This window comes from Symbiopectobacterium sp. RP (assembly GCF_050472005.1).
Lineage (GTDB): Bacteria > Pseudomonadota > Gammaproteobacteria > Enterobacterales > Enterobacteriaceae > Symbiopectobacterium.
In genome coordinates, this window is the sequence record NZ_JBGOGS010000001.1 from 2288073 (window position 1) to 2304692 (window position 16620).

Here is a 16620-nt window from a genome sequence, read left to right on the forward strand (position 1 = left end):
TGTAGAAAAATGGCTTCAGCGCAGTGCTGGTGCCCTGCTACGCAGGTTATTGATAGCTAGCATGGCATGTGTGCTGGTATGGCGGCTGCAACGCGCTGAAGGAGACGACAATGCGGCAGCCCGTCAGTTAATTTGCCGATTATCCGGACGACAACAAAAACGAGGGCGTAAAGAAAGCGCCCCAGCGCTGCTTGCCGGACTATCCATCCTGCTAAATACCTTGACGTTATTAGCAGACTATACCCCGGAAGAACTTGCCCACTTCGTTATGGTGGTTTTTAACCCTTTATGATGTGTAGATACCTATGCGTCTAAGGAAGGGAGTCCGCAAGTCGAAATGGACGGTAACGTATTGATAAAAATGTCGTGTATTGTTGTGTTTTGTTGCCTGTTTTTTGAGCATGGGATGGCGATAAATCTATGATAATTAGTAGATTAGTGCTTTAGGTCTTCGCTGTCAGGAGTACAGCGGCATTAAAATATCGTCATTATGATTCAATGAGTTATAATGCATCGATCGAAATTAGGCTTTGTTGAATAATAGTGAGTCATGCTGTTTTTACAACCAGTTTTGGTAGAAAATGTTTGTCACCTCAGGTTTACAGTTTTCTTATGAGGCCTAACTGCATGATTTTGCGTTGCGAGGATCTGTCGTTTCACCGGGGGTGCAGCATAAAATATGTTTATTCAACAAAGCCTCGAAATTATTCAATCTGCTTCCATTCAGCTCCCCGGACATCGCGGTACCTATCTGTCATGGTAGAGCTTTTGTGACCTAACAATTTTTGTGCATGTTCTTCCCCTTTCTCATCGGTGTAGAGTCTTGCCGCCAAGCTTCTGATTTGTACTAGCTCAGACCTGATCTGAGAGTTACCGATTATTGATACAGGTGTCTGTCAGATTACATCTGGTTCAGATTCTTTTCTGCCCTGATCCGTTTTCCATCGAGTAAAGTGGACATCGGCGTACGCCTGCAGCACATTTTTCCCTGATGAGTTCGCTCATTATTGTAATGCCACAACCAGTTGTCCAGATCTACCTGCAGGCTTTCCAGGTCTCCATATAACTTCTTGCCGAACGTAACCTGGTAAAAATCCTGCAAAATGGTTTTATGGAAGCGCTCTCAGATGCCGTTCTTCTGCGGAGACATCGCCTTTGTTTTCGTATGCTCGATATCGTTGATAGCCAGATAAAGCTGATAATCATACTGCTCCACTTTACCACAGTACTCCGTACCCCTGTCGGTCAGTATTCTCAGCACCGGCAGTCCCTGAGCCTCGTAGAACGGGAGTACGCTATCATTGAGCAGGTCGGCGGCGGTGAGCGGTGTTTTATTCGTATACAGCTTGCAGTGCGCCACTTTCGAGTACGTATCCACGAACGTCTGCTGGTAGATACGGCCCACCCCCTTCAGATTGCCTACGTAGAAGGTGTCCTGCGAGCCCAGATACCCGGGATGTGCTGTCTCGATTTCACCGCAGGCCTCATCATCGTGCGCCTTCTTCTCCAGGGCTGCGATTTGAGCGTCGGTAAGGACAATGCCTTCTCTGGCGACCTTTTCCTCAAGCGCCTTCAGGCGTTTACGGAAGTTCTCCAGGTCGTGTCGTTGCCAGATGGAGTGCACGCCGCTGCCAGAGATAAATACGCCTTTTTTACGCAGCTCATTACTGGTCCGGTGCTGCCCATGGGGCGGGAACTCAATAGCATAATCAACAACCGCGCGTTCAGTGGCTTCGTCGGCGCGGTTCTTCAGGTTCGGAACCCGGCGGTTCTGGTTAAGCAGCGCATCAATGCCGCCTTCAGCAGCCAGTTCCTGATAACGGTAAAATGTATCGCGTGACACGCCCATGCTCTTGCAGGCTTTTGATACGTTACCGAGTTTTTCGGCGAGATTGAGCAGGCCGGCTTTGTGTTTGATAATGGGATTGTTAGTATGAAGCATGAGAGTTACCTCGCGTTTTGTTTAAGGATTAGACACCCATATCAAAACCGGTAACTCTCAACCTTTCAAGGTCCAGTGTCAGATCTAGTCGCGACTAATACATATTAGTTGACCACTACACTTTTATCCCAAGGGAACGGACTTCAATCAGGTGAGCCATCGCAAGATTGCTGAGCTCGAACACACACTCAACACAAGGGGCAGAAAATCGCTGGGCTATTGTTCCCCTAATGAGGTATTTTTAACACACTTACTGGCGGCATAAGCCCCTACCATTTTGTTGCGTTTCGAGTGGGAATGGGCCCTGGCGCTGACACACGCGCTGCTGCCCTAGATGCGGCTTTCTCAAGCCGCCATAATGACGGCTTCCTGCCGTAGTTGCTCGATAGTTTCAACATATAATGACAAGCCCTCTAGCATATCTTCGGTGTTGCTTTCCGGCGGCAGACGGTATAAAGCTAACAATACAGATTGGTCGGCATCCGCCGCCAGTGTCACCGGGCTTGCGTAATTCATACTAAGGATCGCCTGCAATTGATCGCTGTCGGTTGGCAGGCTTCTGAGCGGGCAACACATCTCCAGCCCCGCTTCCGATTCGTCAAAATACACTTCCAATTCATCAGTGATAAGCAACGCGGGGTCGTCCATCGGGTCAAGTCCCAGTGATTCATAAAGATCTAACAATAAATTTTGCATTAAAGACTCCTTTTAGAGGATGACTTGGCGAATTGGGACAATCCTTTTACTTTGGACCAAACATCACCCACTCCAAGACGCTTAGTTAAAGATAAATTCATGCTGGACAGCTTGAATGTTTTGGCAACCTTATTGCCTTTAACACCGATGTTTTGTTTTTGTACTTCCAAATTCCCGCTTTGCAGCACCACCGTCTGCAGCAACTTAATGTCTTTTTCATTAAGCTTCTCTTGCGGGTCTTTCAGCGGCTGTTGATTGTGATAGGCAATCGCTTCCCGTTTCACCTCTGCATCAAGCATACCGGTGCGGTCTTTTCCGCTTTTACAGTTCCAGCAAGGTACCGCACCTATTTCATACGCCAGCATCATCAGGCGTTTCGGCGCTTGATAAGGCTCTCCACCGTCGCTGCGGTGCAGTTTTCCATTCCAGATATTCTTTAATTGCTTACTGAGGGTGATGACCTTGTTGGCGTTTTCCGGCGTCGGCTTGCCTTCTAGGTAGCGACCGACCCAGCCTCCGGGCTCAGCCTCTGGCCGCAAATCGTTACCGAGGAGCTGGTTTAATGCTACGGCGTTATAACTATCAGAAGTGTCGTTTCCCAAGCCAAGTTTCAGTGAAACTTCATTGACGCCGAAGTTAAATGCGGCGACATCCAAGGCCACTTTGACGTCTTGGGCTTCTCCCTTATCGTTATGGACCGTTAACGTAAGCGCGCCGTCCCGCTGCGATTCAGCCTTGCATAAGGTTTGCCAGGCCTGCATTTGGTCGCGCAGCATCTCTCTTTCCTTGCCGAAGAAGCTTAATTTTGTGGGCGTCAAAAGTGAGGTAGAGACCAACTGCAAAGGTACAGTATCCTCTTTCAGGGCACGTGCCATCAGTTCAGGGCGGGAGTAGAGCGCCGCCGTGACGACTTCTTTAGCCCGATTCAGCGCCCCGTCAATGCGTTCCGCGGATCTCGCCGGCAATGCGAAGGGTGACAGCACGCCGTGGCGAATGCCTTGGAACAGCGTTTGCTGCTGGCCAAATTGGTCTTCCACGCTTAACGAGGATTGCCATAAGTTTGCCGCGTGCTTGGTTTCATTCGCGTCGGAAGAACAGATCCCTTTCCCCTGGTAGGCGGTCGGAAAAATATCCCTGTCGCCCAGTTTCATCTCGGCGGCAGGGCGCTGGAGACTACTATACTGGTTGCCGTTATGACTTATCTCCCGCTGTATCGTTTTCCAGGGGGCATTATTGAGAGTGTCAGTACGCGCCGCATTATAAGCGACGAGCGCGCGTTTTCTGGCTTCTTGCGGCTTAATGCCCATCACCTGATATTCACTGGTGAGCATCGCCAGCATCTCTTTTCGTAGTTTAGCGGCGTCCATTAACTCGTCGGTATGGGCATTACGATCTTGTTTAATTTCAGTGAATTTGCACTCCATCGTTTTTTTCAATTTCGCCAAGTGTTCCCGGCTGGCAATAATATGGTCATGGATTCTATTTTCGGCGCTGGCAGATCTCCTCTTGCTATCCATCGGCTGAAGTATTTCAAGCTGTTTATAGGCCAGTATTGTCGTATCAATTACCCCAATTTGATACTCGGTAAGCTCATTTATTGACTGGGCGCATTCTGACACATTCATGTCGCTTAAGGCGATCTCAGGCGCCACCACTTTGCCAAAAGTGGGCGACACGTCTTGTATTTCCGGGTGGCTTTTCGACATCAATGCCGCGTTTATCACCTCTGGCGAAGAATACTGAGCGCCATCCGTTGACCGGTTTTTTTCTACCGAGTTCAGCATATCGTAGATTGCCTCGAATCCTTCCCTCTTAACATACACCGATGGCGTGTCACGACGTTCGGAGTATTCAGTAAGGGTCTGTTTTACTGGCCGTTTGCTATCCTTTCCATTAAGTAGGCTATACCTAAAATTTAGGTTAGAATTAATCAAATTGCGCTCGTTGCCAAGCGTGCCTTTTGCCGCGTCCTTGGGCGATTGTTGCTCGAAAATCTTTCTCATTGACGCAACGTGACCGTGTAGTTTTACTTCAGACATATCAGAACTCCTATGGTTAGGATCATTATTCCTGATTTGCCTAAATTTAATGTCAATTAACGCTCATGACTCAGATTTTCTGATAGTGGTGTTTGTAGTGGTCAACTAATACTGGCCACCGCATTAGACTGTAGGGCACCTCGAAAAACTCGAAATTTTCAATGAATCTCCGACTTGTCTCTAAATAATTAGATGTTTTTTGATCACCTTGGGGCTTTGTTGAATAAACATATTTTATGCTGCACCCCCGGTGAAACGACAGATCCTCGTAACGCAAAATCATGCGGTTAGGCCTCATAAGAAAACTGTAAACCTGAGGTGACAAGCATTTTCTACCAAAACTGTCTGAAAAAACAGCATGACTCACTATTATTCAACAAAGCCTCACCCCGGCACTAATCCTACCGTCCATTGCCATGGACCGTGTCATTTTGCCTATTCTTGGCGTTAGAAAGCCACGATGCCCGCACGCTGGAAGTACGCCAACCGATTTAGGTTGTAACATGCTGCCATCATCGTCATGGCAAAATTAGCGCGCACTTGCCCAATGGTACGGATCAGTTTTCTACCCATTTGTTCCATCGCCGCGAATGCATGTTCAACCCGTGCCCTAGGCTGTGTCCCGCAATTCATTTTCACTGATTGGAAATGAGGAAAATATATCAAATATGTTCGTTTTTCGGGCTAATTCCGTGTGTTTTTACTGTCAAAAACTGCCTGCGTTGTACGATTTTTAATCTGCTAGGTAATTAAGGGACACAGCCTAATTCAGGTACAACCCAAATGCCTGATTCAACGCCGCCATGCATTGTCTTTAATGCGTTATTACCTAACGATTTTGCTATCTTACGAGTTCCCTTGCTTTTGAAAAAAAACCGAAGGTCTCTGTGATTCAGTCGCTTTACCTTGCGCAACGGCGGCACGGTGTAAATCATTCAGGCAGTAACGCCCGAAAGCATCCTGGCGGACGACGGTATTTTCAATGACAACTAAGTTAGACATAACGATTTCTCCATAGTTAAACGGATGTGGTTATCTGTACTAGCTCAGACCTGATCTGACAGTTACCGATTATTTATACAGGTGTCTGTCAGATTACATCTGGTTCAGATTCTTTTCTGCCCAGATCCGTTTTCCATCGAGTAAACTGGCCATCGGCGTACGCCCGCAGCACATTTTTCCCTGATGAGTTCGCTCATTATTGTAATGCCACAACCAGTTGTCCAGATCTACCTGCAGGCTTTCCAGGTTTCCATATAACTTCTTGCCGAACGTAACCTGATAAAAATCCTGCAAAATGGTTTTACGGAAGCGCTCGCAGATGCCGTTCGTCTGCGGAGACATCGCCTTCGTTTTCGTATGCTCGATATCGTTGATAGCCAGATAAAGCTGATAATCATGCTGCTCCACTTTACCACAGTACTCCGTACCCCTGTCGGTCAGTATTCTCAGCACCGGCAGTCCCTGAGCCTCGTAGAACGGGAGTACGCGATCATTGAGCAGGTCGGCGGCGGTGAGCGGTGTTTTATTTGTATACAGCTTGCAGTGCGCCACTTTCGAGTACGTATCCACGAACGTCTGCTGGTAGATACGGCCCACCCCCTTCAGATTGCCCACGTAGAAGGTGTCCTGCGAGCCCAGATACCCGGGATGTGCCGTCTCGATTTCACCGCAGGCCTCATCATCGTGCGCCTTCTTCTCCAGGGCTGCGATTTGAGCGTCGGTAAGGACAATGCCTTCTCTGGCGACCTTTTCCTCAAGCGCCTTCAGGCGTTTACGGAAGTTCTCCAGGTCGTGTCGTTGCCAGATGGAGCGCACGCCGCTGCCGGAGATAAACACGCCTTTTTTACGCAGCTCATTACAGGTCCGGTGCTGCCCATGGGGCGGGAACTCAATAGCATAATCAACAACCGTGCGTTCAGTGGCTTCGTCGGCGCGGTTCTTCAGGTTCGGAACCCGGCGGTTCTGGTTAACCAGCGCATCAATGCCGCCTTCAGCAGCCAGTTCCTGATATAACTAAACGACTTAATTTTGATCACATTATTTAAATGAGCTATTCAATTGATTTTAGACGTAAAGTGATATCTACACGGGAAGAAGAAGGGTTGAGTATCCGAGAAACAGCGAAGCAATTTCGGATTGGCCCTGCCTCTGTATCGCGTTGGATTAATCAAATAGCGTCAAAAGCATCGACCACGCGTCAGCGAAAGAGCGATAAATCCGAGTTGATAAAAGATGTTGAACCATATCCAGATGCTTACCAAAAAGAACGTGCAGAGCGTTTTGGCGTTTGTCAGAAGGCCATTTGGCAAGCTCTTAAAAAGCTGGGATTGACCTATAAAAAAAACTCTACGCCATCCGAAAGCCGACGAAAGCGCCCGGCAAGCATTTCAACAAAAAATACAACAGTATGAAAAAATGTAAACCTATTGTTTTTATTGATGAAAGTGGTTTTCCACATGATACCCCACGAACTCACGGCTATTCCCCAAAAGGTCAACGGTGTTTTGGGCTGAAGAACGGGGGAGCCAAGGGAAGAACAAATGTTATCGGCGCGTTATTAGGCACAACGCTGTTTGCTATCAGATTATTTGATATCAATATTAACAGCGATGTTTTCTATTCCTGGGTCACACAAGTCCTTATCCCAGTACTCCCTAAAAACAGTGTAATCGTGATGGACAATGCAACTTTTCACAAAAAACATAATATTCAACAAGTCATCATCGATGCAGGGTATATGGTGGAGTATTTGCCTACATATTCGCCAGATCTTAACCCCATTGCGCATAAATGGGCACAAGCAAAAAGCAAAAAAAGAGAGAGTGGTTGCGATACAGAGATTTTGTTCTCAGTCCATATGGTGTAATCAAAATTAAGTCGCTTGGCTATAAAATGTATCGCGTGACACGCCCATGCTCTTGCAGGCTTTTGATACGTTACCGAGTTCTTCGGCGAGATTGAGCAGGCCGGCTTTGTGTTTGATAATGGGATTGTTAGTATGAAGCATGAGAGTTACCTCGCGTTTTGTTTAAGGATTAGACACCCATATCAAAACCGGTAACTCTCAACCTTTCAAGGTCCAGTGTCAGATCTAGTCGCGACTAATACAATTTATGCGCGATAAGAACACCTCATCTTAGCCTATTCAATAGGGGACAAACATGTCATTAGGCACCGCTATTCATGATATTTCACAGGATAAAAAACCGGAGAAGTACCGCGTTTGCATTATCTGATGAAAACGAGAAGGGCGTAGTAAAGCGATTTTACATGAAACCGATCGCCTAGCTAGCGCTTGTATGCGCAGTGCTTAGCTTTACGAGGCGTTTGGCGATCAATTATTCTGAAACAGCAGCGTTTTTCATCGCATGACGTGCCAACGCCTTCAATTGCCGCTGAATGGCGGTGATGGCAACCGCATGATTGTCAGCGCGATCGCGTTCGCTGGCATCTGGCGCAGAGCTTTGAATCCCAATCAATTGCCAGCCTTGTAGTGTTTTAATCATCAGTGGAGAACCGCTGTCGCCGGGTAAGGTGTCGCACTGGTGAGATAAAATCGCGGACGCGGCCCAACCTGTAATGACACAATCCTGATGGCGATAGAGCGCTTCCTGATGGTCTTCAGGATAGCCTGCCTGCGTGACCTTTGCTTGTTGTTGCGCCAGCGCGGTATTCAGTTCTGACTGCGTGCCATTCCAGGTGGTTAATGGCGTGATGCCCGCAGGCGTATCCCGCAGCCAAATTAGGGCATAATCCAGCGGTGCGGCGGCGGGAGAGACAATCCACCCTTCGCCGTCAGGCTGCAATTTTTTGCGTAGCGCGCTATTGGTCACTGCTTCGATGGCGTGTGTTTCATACTTCCATTCGCCATTGACCGCAATAAAGCGCAGCGCAATCGGCTTATCAGGTTTTCCTGACGGCGGAGTCAAGACGCAGTGACCTGCGGTTAATGCCAGATGCGGAGCAATCAGCGTGGCGGTACACAGGTTGCCGCTGGCGGTTTCCAATTGACCAATGGCCTGCCAGGGCCAAGCGTTGGGTGTCGGCACCGGATCGCGGTCGTCATGATTGAAGAAAAGGGTTTTCTGACGTTCCGCTTCCGAGGGGGATTGCTCAGCCCAGCTCTGGGCTGCGGTTAACGCTATCAAACAGAACAACCAAGCCAGTTTACGCATCAATAGGATTACCTTGCGGAAAAGCGATACCTTTTTACTATAGTCAGGTTTGCCAGCATGGTGGGTTCAGGTGCTATCTGGAATCGATTTTGTGTTCGTCATAAAAAGAACAACAGCGTGATAAACCCGCACACCAGCACCAACGTAAACGCAATTTCAAATGAGTAGCGATGGAACATCATCAGGCACCCCATTAAATATACCGTGTGCGTCCGGGCATACGGCGGCTACCGGGAGGGGAGCGGCTGAAATGCCTGTTATAAAAAACACCCGATTCACCGGGTGTCATATAGCCAAGCGACTTAATTTTGATTACACCATATGGACTGAGAACAAAATCTCTGTATCGCAACCACTCTCTTTTTTTTGCTTTTTGCTTGTGCCCATTTATGCGCAATGGGGTTAAGATCTGGCGAATATGTAGGCAAATACTCCACCATGTACCCTGCATCGATGATGACTTGTTGAATATTATGTTTTTTGTGAAAAGTTGCATTGTCCATCACGATTACCCTGTTTTTAGGGAGTACTGGGATAAGGACTTGTGTGACCCAGGAATAGAAAACATCGCTGTTAATATTGATATCAAATAATCCGATAGCAAACAGCATTGTGCCTAATAAAGCGCCGATAACATTTGTTCTTCCCTTGGCTCCCCCGTTCTTCAGGCCAAAACACCGTTGACCTTTTGGGGAATAGCCGTGAGTCCGTGGGGTATCGTGTGGAAAACCACTTTCATCAATAAAAACAATAGGCTTGCATTTTTTCATACTGTTGTATTTTTTGTTGAAATGCTTACCGGGTGCTTTCGTCGGCTTTCGGATGACGTAGAGTTTTTTATAGGTCAATCCCAGTTTTTTAAGAGCTTGCCAAATAGCCTTCTGACAAACGCCAAAACGCTCTGCACGTTCTTTTTGGTAAGCATCTGGATATGGTTCAACATCATCTTTCATCAACTCGGATTTATCGATCTTTCGCTGACGCGTGGTCGATGCTTTTGACGCTATTTGATTAATCCAACGCGATACAGAGGCAGGGCCAATCCGAAATTGCTTTGCTGTTTCTCGGATACTCAACCCTTCTTCTTCCCGTGTAGATATCACTTTACGTCTAAAATCAATTGAATAGCTCATTTAAATAATGCAATCAAAATTAAGTCGTTTAGCTATACTCGCTAACTCTGCGTGAAACACGCTGGTGTTGGCGGTGTTTTATGGCTAACAAGTCCCTGCCGGAGCAGGGATCTTGAGACAAGAAACGGTGATGCGGTTAGGCTGCGGTAGGCGCCGGTTTTTTAGCGGCTTTCTTCACGTGTTTTTTGGCTGCCTGAGCTTTCTGTGCGGCAGGTTTAGTGGCTTTCTTCACGTGTTTTTTGGCTGCCTGGGCTTTCTGTGCAGCAGGTTTAGTGGCTTTCTTCACGTGTTTCTTAGCGGCTTGCGCTTTTTGCGCAGCAGTCGGTTTGGCTTTTTTCACGTGCTTTTTAGCCGCTTGAGCCTTTTGTTCAGCCGGTTTGGCGGCTTTTTTAACGGTCTTTTTCGCATGTTCTTGAGCATGTGCAGCAGGTGTGGTTGCTGATGCAGCCGTGGTGTTCGCTGCAAACGCGACAGAGGAGAGACCCAGAGCGGCACCTGCGATCAACACTAATACTTTTTTCATCATCAATTCCTCATTATTCCGTTCACACGTGGGCCCTGAAGCGGCCCGGTGAAAGAAGCATAAGAAAAAGCCCGTTGAGGGTCTGTGAGTCATTGGTATCGGTGTGTAACGCAATGTACACCTTCAGGATGGGAGTGCAGGGCGAACAGGGATATCGGTTTTGATTGGCCAGCTGAAGCGGAAACGTGCACCGCACCATTCATTGCTCTCCACCACAATGGTGCCGTCATACGCCTGCACGATGGCATAAACAATTGCAAGGCCCAGCCCACAACCACCACTGCTGTTTTCCAACCCTGCCTCTAGTCGGATAAACGGCTCAAATACCGTTTCCCGGTCTTCCTGAGCGATGCCAGGGCCGTCGTCATCCACCTGAAGGCAGGCCATTGGCCCATCACGGGATACGCTGACCGTGATGCGTGAGTGGCAGAAACGCAGTGCGTTATTGACCAGATTATCCAGCACCCGCTCCATCAGGCGCATATCAAGATAGCCAATATCCGTAACGGGCAGCATCGACAGCTCGAATACCTTATCCGCATGCAGCATGCGCCACTCATCGATTTTATTTTGCAGCCAAGCAGTCACATCAATTTGCGTCAGGTGGAGTGAGACCTGCGGGCGATCGAGACGTGCATAGGTCAGCAACTCGTCAATTAGCGCTTCCAATTGCCCAATGTCACGGTTGAGCGCCGTTTGTTCATCCTCACTCAAATTGTCGCTCATGGCGAGGCGATAGCGCAGGCGTACCAGCGGAGTGCGCAATTCATGGGCAATGTTGTCGATCAGCCGTTTTTTACTGACAATCAGCTGATTGAGATTATCGGCCATTTGGTTAAATGCGATACCCAGTCGCACCATGCTTGACGTGTTGTCATAGTGCAGACGCTCTTCAAGGTGGCCTTCTCCCAATCGCTGCGCGGCATTTTCCAGCTTCAACATCGCCTGCCAATGTGGTCGCATCCACAAGAACACCGGCAGTGCCATAGAAAGACCAATCAACATTACAAATAGCAAATCCCACAGCTGCATCTCATGCAGAAAAAACAGATAAGGGATTGACCCGACCGAGAGCACATAGTGAGAGCGCGGGATACGCTGGATAAAGGTGTATTGATCTTCAATCGCAATAATTTCGCCCTGATTCAGCCGCTGCTGCGCTTTCGGCGATAAACGGTATTTACTCAGCGGCTCAATGTTCAGCGTGAACGACAGGTTCAGGTCCATCTCATTGATGGTTTTATGCCATTCGCGCGGCGGGATGGTACGCAACCCATTGCGGATCAGATAGAGCGAGCTTTTCATCAAATCGTCCATCGACTGACGGCCTGCGCGCTCTGCGGTCATTTTGTAGACCAACCCTACCAGCAGCGTCATTACCACTAAGCTGGCAAACAGTAACAGAAAAAACTGCACAAACAGTTTTTTCATGGTATGGCGCTCTCCCAGGCATTCGGTGCGAAAAGGTAACCTTTGTTACGCACGGTCTTGATACGGAAGGGCTCTAGTGCATTGTCGTGCAATTTTTTGCGCAGACGAGAAATGGCCACGTCGATACTGCGATCCATGCCGTCATAACTGACACCGCGCAGATTTTTGAGCAACAAATCCCTGTCCATGGTATGTCCTGCATGGGTCGCCAGCTGCCACAATAAATCGAAATCGGCGGTGGATAGCACAATATTCTCTTCCGCCAGCGTCACTTCACGATTAACCGGGTCGATACACAGCAACCCGAAGTGCAGCGTTTTGTGCACTTGAACCTGCGCCTGTACCGCGGGAGTTTCAGGCGCAACCTGCGTGGCGGGTTGTGCCGAGTATTGACGCAGATGAAGTCGCAAGCGGGCAAGCAGTACGGCTGGTGGCGTCGTTTTCAAAATATAATCATCTGCGCCCATTTCCAGCGCCAATATGTGATTCATGTCGCTGTCAAGCGAGGTCAGTAGCACGATCGGGCCACTGTACAACGGGCGCAACTCGCGGCAGATGGTCATGCCATCTTTGCCCGGCAGCATCACATCCAACAGCACCAGATCGGGGTTTTGCTGCGCGATGAAGTCGAGCGCTTTATCGCCGCGCGGCTCCAGATGAACATCTATGTCATGTTTTCCTAGATAAGCCGCAATCAGTTTGCCCACTTCAGGGTCATCTTCCACAAAGGCAATCTTATGCATAGTCACCGTAGCTATTGTTCTCTATCGTCAGCCTGCCGTGTGGCAAACCGTTTTCGTCTTGCGTTAGCATAGCGCCCACACATTAGCGGCGCCAGCAATGAAGCGTAAAAGGGTATATCGTGCAGCTACCGGATTTCATTGCAATATCGTGAACTTGATAACGTGCTCGCGCTGTCAAATTACTCACGCTCGTGACAATATAGAGGGGTAACCCGTGAGCCTGGTAAAACAGGGCAGATGTATTATCGACGCTTGATGAAAGGTGATTGACGTACAAGTGACGCGATGAACCCACTGGCGAACAGGAGAGAAGGACATGGGAGATAAACCAGAGTCTGTGTGTTCCAATGAGGCGTTAAGTATTGATTACGCTGAGTATTTAGCAGCGCTGTGTAATAAAAGCTGGCGTTTTATTGATGCCATGTATGGCGTGTTGCCGATTATCGGCATGGTGACGAAATCTGCGTCGACCCGTCAGGTCGCTCCGCAAGAGCAAATGAAAATGCTGGCAATGCAGGTGCTTTCCACGCAGGTCAACGATGAAACCAACCTGACGCGACTGATTGCGCTGGCACAGCAGCAGAAACTGACAGCACTGAATATTGTGTTGCCGTATCGGCTGACGTCGCAACAGTTGGTGACGATCCGCGAAGCCTGCGCGGCGTCAACAACGGTGTCGCAGCACAATGAATGCCTAAGCGTCCAGATTACACCGGTCTAGGCCGCTTGCGCGGCCCGATGGGGGATCAGATTAATCGATAGACTGCTTTGCTTCCAACGCTTGCGCCAGCGTGGGATAAAACGTGCGGCGTCCCGCGATGGGATGCACGTTGGCGTGCGCCAACGTTTTCAGCGGCTGGAACGGAATATCGGTTATTAATAGCTGCTTGTCAGCGGGTAATGCATCGCTGAAACGCAAGAACGCATTCAGTCCTCCCGCATCCAGAATCGGCACCTCATCCCATTGCAGAATGATGGTCTGATAATTCTTGCTACGTTGCAGAATGTCGTTAAAAATGCGTTCCGCAGCGGCGAAAAACAGTGGGCCGTTCACCCGCAGTACCAGTCGCGTCGGCGATGAGGTTTCAAGGCGTTCGCTAAGCCGGGTCATTTGGGCGATGCGGCGCATAAACAGCAGCGACGCCAACACAATCCCCACCGTAATCGCAATCACCATATCAAACAGCACGGTCAGGGACATGCAAAGCAGCATGACAATGATGTCATCTTTGGGGCCATGACGCAGCAAATCCACCACTTTATGGGCTTCGCTCATGTTCCAGGCGACGATCAGCAGCAGCGCCGCCATGGCGGCCAATGGCAGATAAGAGAGCCAGGGGGCCAGCACCAACAGCGCGTGCACCACCGCCGAAATGGGGGACGTAGCCCCGGCGCGCACGTTGGCGGCGGAGCGCGCGATAGCCGCGGTGGCGGTGATGCCGCCAAAGAACGGCGCGACCAGATTACCGAAGCCTTGTCCCATCAATTCGGCATTGGAGTTGTGTTTTTTACCGGTCATACCGTCCAGCACCACCGCGCACAGCAGTGATTCGATAGCGCCAAGCATCGCCATGGAAAATGCCGCAGGGAGCAGGGCAGAAATGCTCTGCCAGCTGAGCGTCATCGCCGGTTCACCGGCTGCGGACACGTTCCACGGTAGCACCCTCTGCGGCAGAATAGGCGGAATGCCCTGACCCTGCGAGCCATCAGCCAGCATATAGCTAAAGCGGGAGCCGATGGTGGCGACATCATGGCCCATCAGCGACATGATACCCATAACAGCAACGCCTGCCAGCAGCGCAGGCAGATGGCCCGGCAAGCGGATGCCCAGTTTGGGCCAAAAAACCAGCACTGCCAGCGTAGTCAGGCCAATAAGTGTATCCGCCATCGTCAGCGTTGGGAGCGCTTGTTCCAGCGCCATCACCTTTTCGATATAGTGCTCCGGCACGGTGGTCAGGTGCAGACCAAACAGATCCTTAATCTGCATGGTGGCAATGGTGATACCGATGCCCGAGGTAAACCCCAGAGTCACTGACAGCGGGATATACTCAATCAGGCGTCCAAAGCGGCAGACGCCCATCAACACCAAAAATACCCCGGAAAGCAGTGTGGCCATCAACAAGCCTGAGAGGCCAAACTGCTGGGAAACCGGGTAAAGAATCACCACGAAGGCTGCCGTTGGGCAGGAAATGCTATAGCGTGACCCTCCGGTTACCGCAATGACAATCCCAGCAATTGCCGAGGTGTAAAGCCCGTACTGCGGTGGAACACCGCTGGTAATCGCCAGCGCCATTGCCAGCGGAATGGCAATAATCCCTACGGTGATACCTGCGATAATGTCGTGAACCAAACGTTGTGCGGTATATTTTTCGCGCCAACAGGCGGCGATCAGCGCACTAAAAGGCGTAACCCCGCTTACTCCATGCGTTTTCATCTTATGTCAGACCAAAAAAGAACAAAAAAATGGCGGGCAGTTGGCCCGTCGTCGATAAGTGAAGTGTAGGATACGCCTGTTAAGCGTGGAGTGTTAAGACTTACATCAAAGTGCAGGGTGCCCTGACGTAAAATCAGGGCGTTCCCGTAGGATCACAGCATGATTGTCATCAAATACGCAGCAAAAAGCGCTAAATGTGCGCTGCCGTTCAACACGTTGGTCCTGCCTGTTGAGAACGAAATATGACATAACATCAACACCGAGACCATGACGACGATGCTTGGCATTTCTAAACCGAAATTCAGCGTATTGCCCGTTAAGCTGGCAATAACGGTTACTGCTGGCACGGTCAGTGAAATGGTGGCGAGCACCGATCCGAAAAACAGGTTCATTGCACGCTGTACCTGATTACGCAGCACTGCTTTGATGGCGCCCAGCCCCTCAGGAGAGAGAATAAGCAGTGCGACCAGAAAGCCAGTGAACTGCTCTGGGGCATTCATGCGTGTCAGCAGCGCATTAAGCGGCGCAGAGTCCATTTTGGTGATACTGATCACCGCCACCAAATAAATTAGCAGCCAGGCGGTGTGCCACAACGAACTGTGTGAAGAGGGTTTGCCATGGTGCGGATCGCCGTCATCACTTTCATCTTCATGTTCGTAGATAAACAGGCTCTGGTGCGTGCGCGTTTGGATCAGGAGAAACACGCCGTACATGGCGGCGGAGATGAGGGCGATAATCAGCGCTTGCCCGGCGGTAAAATTACCGCCCGGCAGTGAGGTGGGGAAGACCAGCACGATAATTGCCAGCGGGAAAATGGCCATCAGGTACTGCTTGATACCGATCAAATTGACGTGCTGCGTGGCAAATTTCCGACCGCCTAACAGTAAGGCAAATCCGACCAGACCGCCGCTGACGATCATGATGATGGAATAAAGCGTATCACGCATCAGGTCCGGGCCGGCATCGCCCGTGGCCATCAGCGCAGAGATCAGGCTCACTTCAAGAATGACGACGGAGAGGCTGAGGAGCAGTGAGCCGTAGGGTTCGCCCAGCCGGTGGGCCAACACGTCAGCATGGCGTACTACGCTAAAGGCGCTGGCGAGAATGCCCACCAGTGCAATAAAGTTGATGCCAAGGATTGCCATCAGGTTTTGTGCATTGCTCCATTGCAACAAGACAAACAGCGCGATGATGGGGAAGATCAGGGAATATTCGTGGTGACGCGTTTTGATCACATCGGTGTGCGACTTCATGGCGGGCGGCTCCTTATCAAAAGTATTGAGTCTTACTAACAGTGCCGCACGCCTTATTGTTCTCTTTAACATGCGCCACGCGGGTAGCGACGGCAATGCATGGTTAAGGGGGTGACGTTGCGGAAAAAGTAGCTTACAGGTAGTTATAGCCTAAAAAACAGAAGCAGATTAGCAGAATGCGCGCAGCAGGCGGGAGATTTTAAGTAATTTTACATTCTTGGTGACTAAAATGGGATTAGTGTGGAGAA

General features: G+C 49.7%; 14 protein-coding genes and 4 pseudogenes. 4 read left to right on the forward strand and 14 right to left on the reverse strand.

Annotation, left to right across the window (positions count from 1 at the left end):
* Positions 1 to 61 precede the first annotated feature (61 nt).
* A complete protein-coding gene (locus ACD630_RS15230) occupies positions 62 to 292 on the forward strand; it encodes a hypothetical protein (RefSeq protein ID WP_430359552.1) in 231 nt (76 codons plus the stop codon).
* Between the two features lie 609 nt (positions 293 to 901).
* Here ACD630_RS15230 and ACD630_RS15235 read toward each other — a convergent pair.
* From ACD630_RS15235 to ACD630_RS15255, 5 genes and pseudogenes are all read right to left on the reverse strand, one after another.
* Positions 902 to 1942, reverse strand: a pseudogene (locus ACD630_RS15235) (IS481 family transposase).
* 345 nt (positions 1943 to 2287) lie between these two features.
* The gene (locus ACD630_RS15240) at positions 2288 to 2638 is read right to left on the reverse strand and encodes a type III secretion chaperone protein SigE (protein ID WP_291973079.1); all 351 of its coding nucleotides are present in this window, start codon (positions 2636 to 2638) and stop codon (positions 2288 to 2290) included.
* Positions 2638 to 4677: an inositol phosphate phosphatase SopB gene (locus ACD630_RS15245; protein WP_430359553.1), complete on the reverse strand. Its 2040-nt coding sequence runs from the start codon at positions 4675 to 4677 to the stop codon at positions 2638 to 2640. The genes ACD630_RS15240 and ACD630_RS15245 overlap by 1 nt, the downstream gene beginning before the upstream one ends.
* Before the next feature lie 447 nt (positions 4678 to 5124).
* Positions 5125 to 5289, reverse strand: a pseudogene (locus ACD630_RS15250) (transposase); the annotation flags it as partial.
* A gap of 483 nt (positions 5290 to 5772) precedes the next feature.
* A pseudogene (locus tag ACD630_RS15255) lies at positions 5773 to 6690 on the reverse strand (IS481 family transposase); the annotation flags it as partial.
* 35 nt (positions 6691 to 6725) lie between these two features.
* Between ACD630_RS15255 and ACD630_RS15260 the strand changes: the two are divergent.
* Together ACD630_RS15260 and ACD630_RS15265 are read left to right on the forward strand one after the other, a co-directional pair.
* Positions 6726 to 7091, forward strand: a complete 366-nt coding sequence (locus tag ACD630_RS15260) for an IS630 transposase-related protein (RefSeq protein ID WP_430359412.1) — start codon at positions 6726 to 6728, stop codon at positions 7089 to 7091.
* Positions 7088 to 7546, forward strand: coding sequence for a transposase (locus ACD630_RS15265; RefSeq protein ID WP_430359554.1), 459 nt, complete (start codon positions 7088 to 7090; stop codon positions 7544 to 7546). Before ACD630_RS15260 ends, ACD630_RS15265 begins: the two co-directional genes overlap by 4 nt.
* 21 nt (positions 7547 to 7567) lie before the next feature.
* Here the strand turns inward: ACD630_RS15265 and ACD630_RS15270 are convergent.
* From ACD630_RS15270 to rstA, 7 genes and pseudogenes are all read right to left on the reverse strand, one after another.
* Positions 7568 to 7687 (reverse strand): annotated as a pseudogene (locus ACD630_RS15270) (helix-turn-helix domain-containing protein); the annotation flags it as partial.
* Positions 7688 to 8018: 331 nt separating this feature from the next.
* The gene (locus ACD630_RS15275) at positions 8019 to 8855 is read right to left on the reverse strand and encodes a trypsin-like serine peptidase (RefSeq protein ID WP_430359555.1); all 837 of its coding nucleotides are present in this window, start codon (positions 8853 to 8855) and stop codon (positions 8019 to 8021) included.
* A 193-nt stretch (positions 8856 to 9048) separates the two neighbouring features.
* The gene (locus ACD630_RS15280) at positions 9049 to 9252 is read right to left on the reverse strand and encodes a hypothetical protein (RefSeq protein WP_430359556.1); all 204 of its coding nucleotides are present in this window, start codon (positions 9250 to 9252) and stop codon (positions 9049 to 9051) included.
* A complete protein-coding gene (locus ACD630_RS15285; RefSeq protein ID WP_430359557.1) occupies positions 9158 to 9988 on the reverse strand; it encodes an IS630 family transposase in 831 nt (276 codons plus the stop codon). Before ACD630_RS15285 ends, ACD630_RS15280 begins: the two co-directional genes overlap by 95 nt.
* A gap of 136 nt (positions 9989 to 10124) precedes the next feature.
* Positions 10125 to 10511, reverse strand: coding sequence for an acid resistance repetitive basic protein Asr (gene asr / locus ACD630_RS15290; RefSeq protein WP_430360073.1), 387 nt, complete (start codon positions 10509 to 10511; stop codon positions 10125 to 10127).
* A 123-nt stretch (positions 10512 to 10634) separates the two neighbouring features.
* Positions 10635 to 11942, reverse strand: a complete 1308-nt coding sequence (gene rstB / locus ACD630_RS15295) for a two-component system sensor histidine kinase RstB (protein ID WP_430359558.1) — start codon at positions 11940 to 11942, stop codon at positions 10635 to 10637.
* Entirely contained in the window at positions 11939 to 12685 is a 747-nt protein-coding gene (gene rstA, locus ACD630_RS15300) for a two-component system response regulator RstA (protein WP_430359559.1), read from the reverse strand. Before rstA ends, rstB begins: the two co-directional genes overlap by 4 nt.
* Positions 12686 to 13001: 316 nt before the next feature.
* Here rstA and ACD630_RS15305 point away from each other — a divergent pair, with 316 nt between their 5' ends.
* The gene (locus ACD630_RS15305) at positions 13002 to 13406 is read left to right on the forward strand and encodes a hypothetical protein (protein ID WP_430359560.1); all 405 of its coding nucleotides are present in this window, start codon (positions 13002 to 13004) and stop codon (positions 13404 to 13406) included.
* A gap of 30 nt (positions 13407 to 13436) precedes the next feature.
* On the opposite strand, the gene dauA is transcribed toward ACD630_RS15305, so the two are convergent.
* Positions 13437 to 15119 (reverse strand): C4-dicarboxylic acid transporter DauA, encoded by a 1683-nt coding sequence (gene dauA / locus ACD630_RS15310; protein WP_430359561.1) that lies wholly within the window; start codon positions 15117 to 15119, stop codon positions 13437 to 13439.
* A gap of 152 nt (positions 15120 to 15271) precedes the next feature.
* Positions 15272 to 16372, reverse strand: coding sequence for a sodium-potassium/proton antiporter ChaA (gene chaA, locus ACD630_RS15315; protein ID WP_430360074.1), 1101 nt, complete (start codon positions 16370 to 16372; stop codon positions 15272 to 15274).
* Positions 16373 to 16620: the final 248 nt, after the last annotated feature.

Coding starts and splice junctions, on each gene's coding strand:
- ACD630_RS15230 (WP_430359552.1), top strand. CDS start 62: ATGGCATGTGTGCTGGTATGGCGGCTGCAACGCGCTGAAGGAGACGAC.
- ACD630_RS15240 (WP_291973079.1), bottom strand. CDS start 2,638: ATGCAAAATTTATTGTTAGATCTTTATGAATCACTGGGACTTGACCCG.
- ACD630_RS15245 (WP_430359553.1), bottom strand. CDS start 4,677: ATGTCTGAAGTAAAACTACACGGTCACGTTGCGTCAATGAGAAAGATT.
- ACD630_RS15260 (WP_430359412.1), top strand. CDS start 6,726: ATGAGCTATTCAATTGATTTTAGACGTAAAGTGATATCTACACGGGAA.
- ACD630_RS15265 (WP_430359554.1), top strand. CDS start 7,088: ATGAAAAAATGTAAACCTATTGTTTTTATTGATGAAAGTGGTTTTCCA.
- ACD630_RS15275 (WP_430359555.1), bottom strand. CDS start 8,855: ATGCGTAAACTGGCTTGGTTGTTCTGTTTGATAGCGTTAACCGCAGCC.
- ACD630_RS15285 (WP_430359557.1), bottom strand. CDS start 9,988: ATGAGCTATTCAATTGATTTTAGACGTAAAGTGATATCTACACGGGAA.
- asr (WP_430360073.1), bottom strand. CDS start 10,511: ATGAAAAAAGTATTAGTGTTGATCGCAGGTGCCGCTCTGGGTCTCTCC.
- rstB (WP_430359558.1), bottom strand. CDS start 11,942: ATGAAAAAACTGTTTGTGCAGTTTTTTCTGTTACTGTTTGCCAGCTTA.
- rstA (WP_430359559.1), bottom strand. CDS start 12,685: ATGCATAAGATTGCCTTTGTGGAAGATGACCCTGAAGTGGGCAAACTG.
- ACD630_RS15305 (WP_430359560.1), top strand. CDS start 13,002: ATGGGAGATAAACCAGAGTCTGTGTGTTCCAATGAGGCGTTAAGTATT.
- dauA (WP_430359561.1), bottom strand. CDS start 15,119: ATGAAAACGCATGGAGTAAGCGGGGTTACGCCTTTTAGTGCGCTGATC.
- chaA (WP_430360074.1), bottom strand. CDS start 16,372: ATGAAGTCGCACACCGATGTGATCAAAACGCGTCACCACGAATATTCC.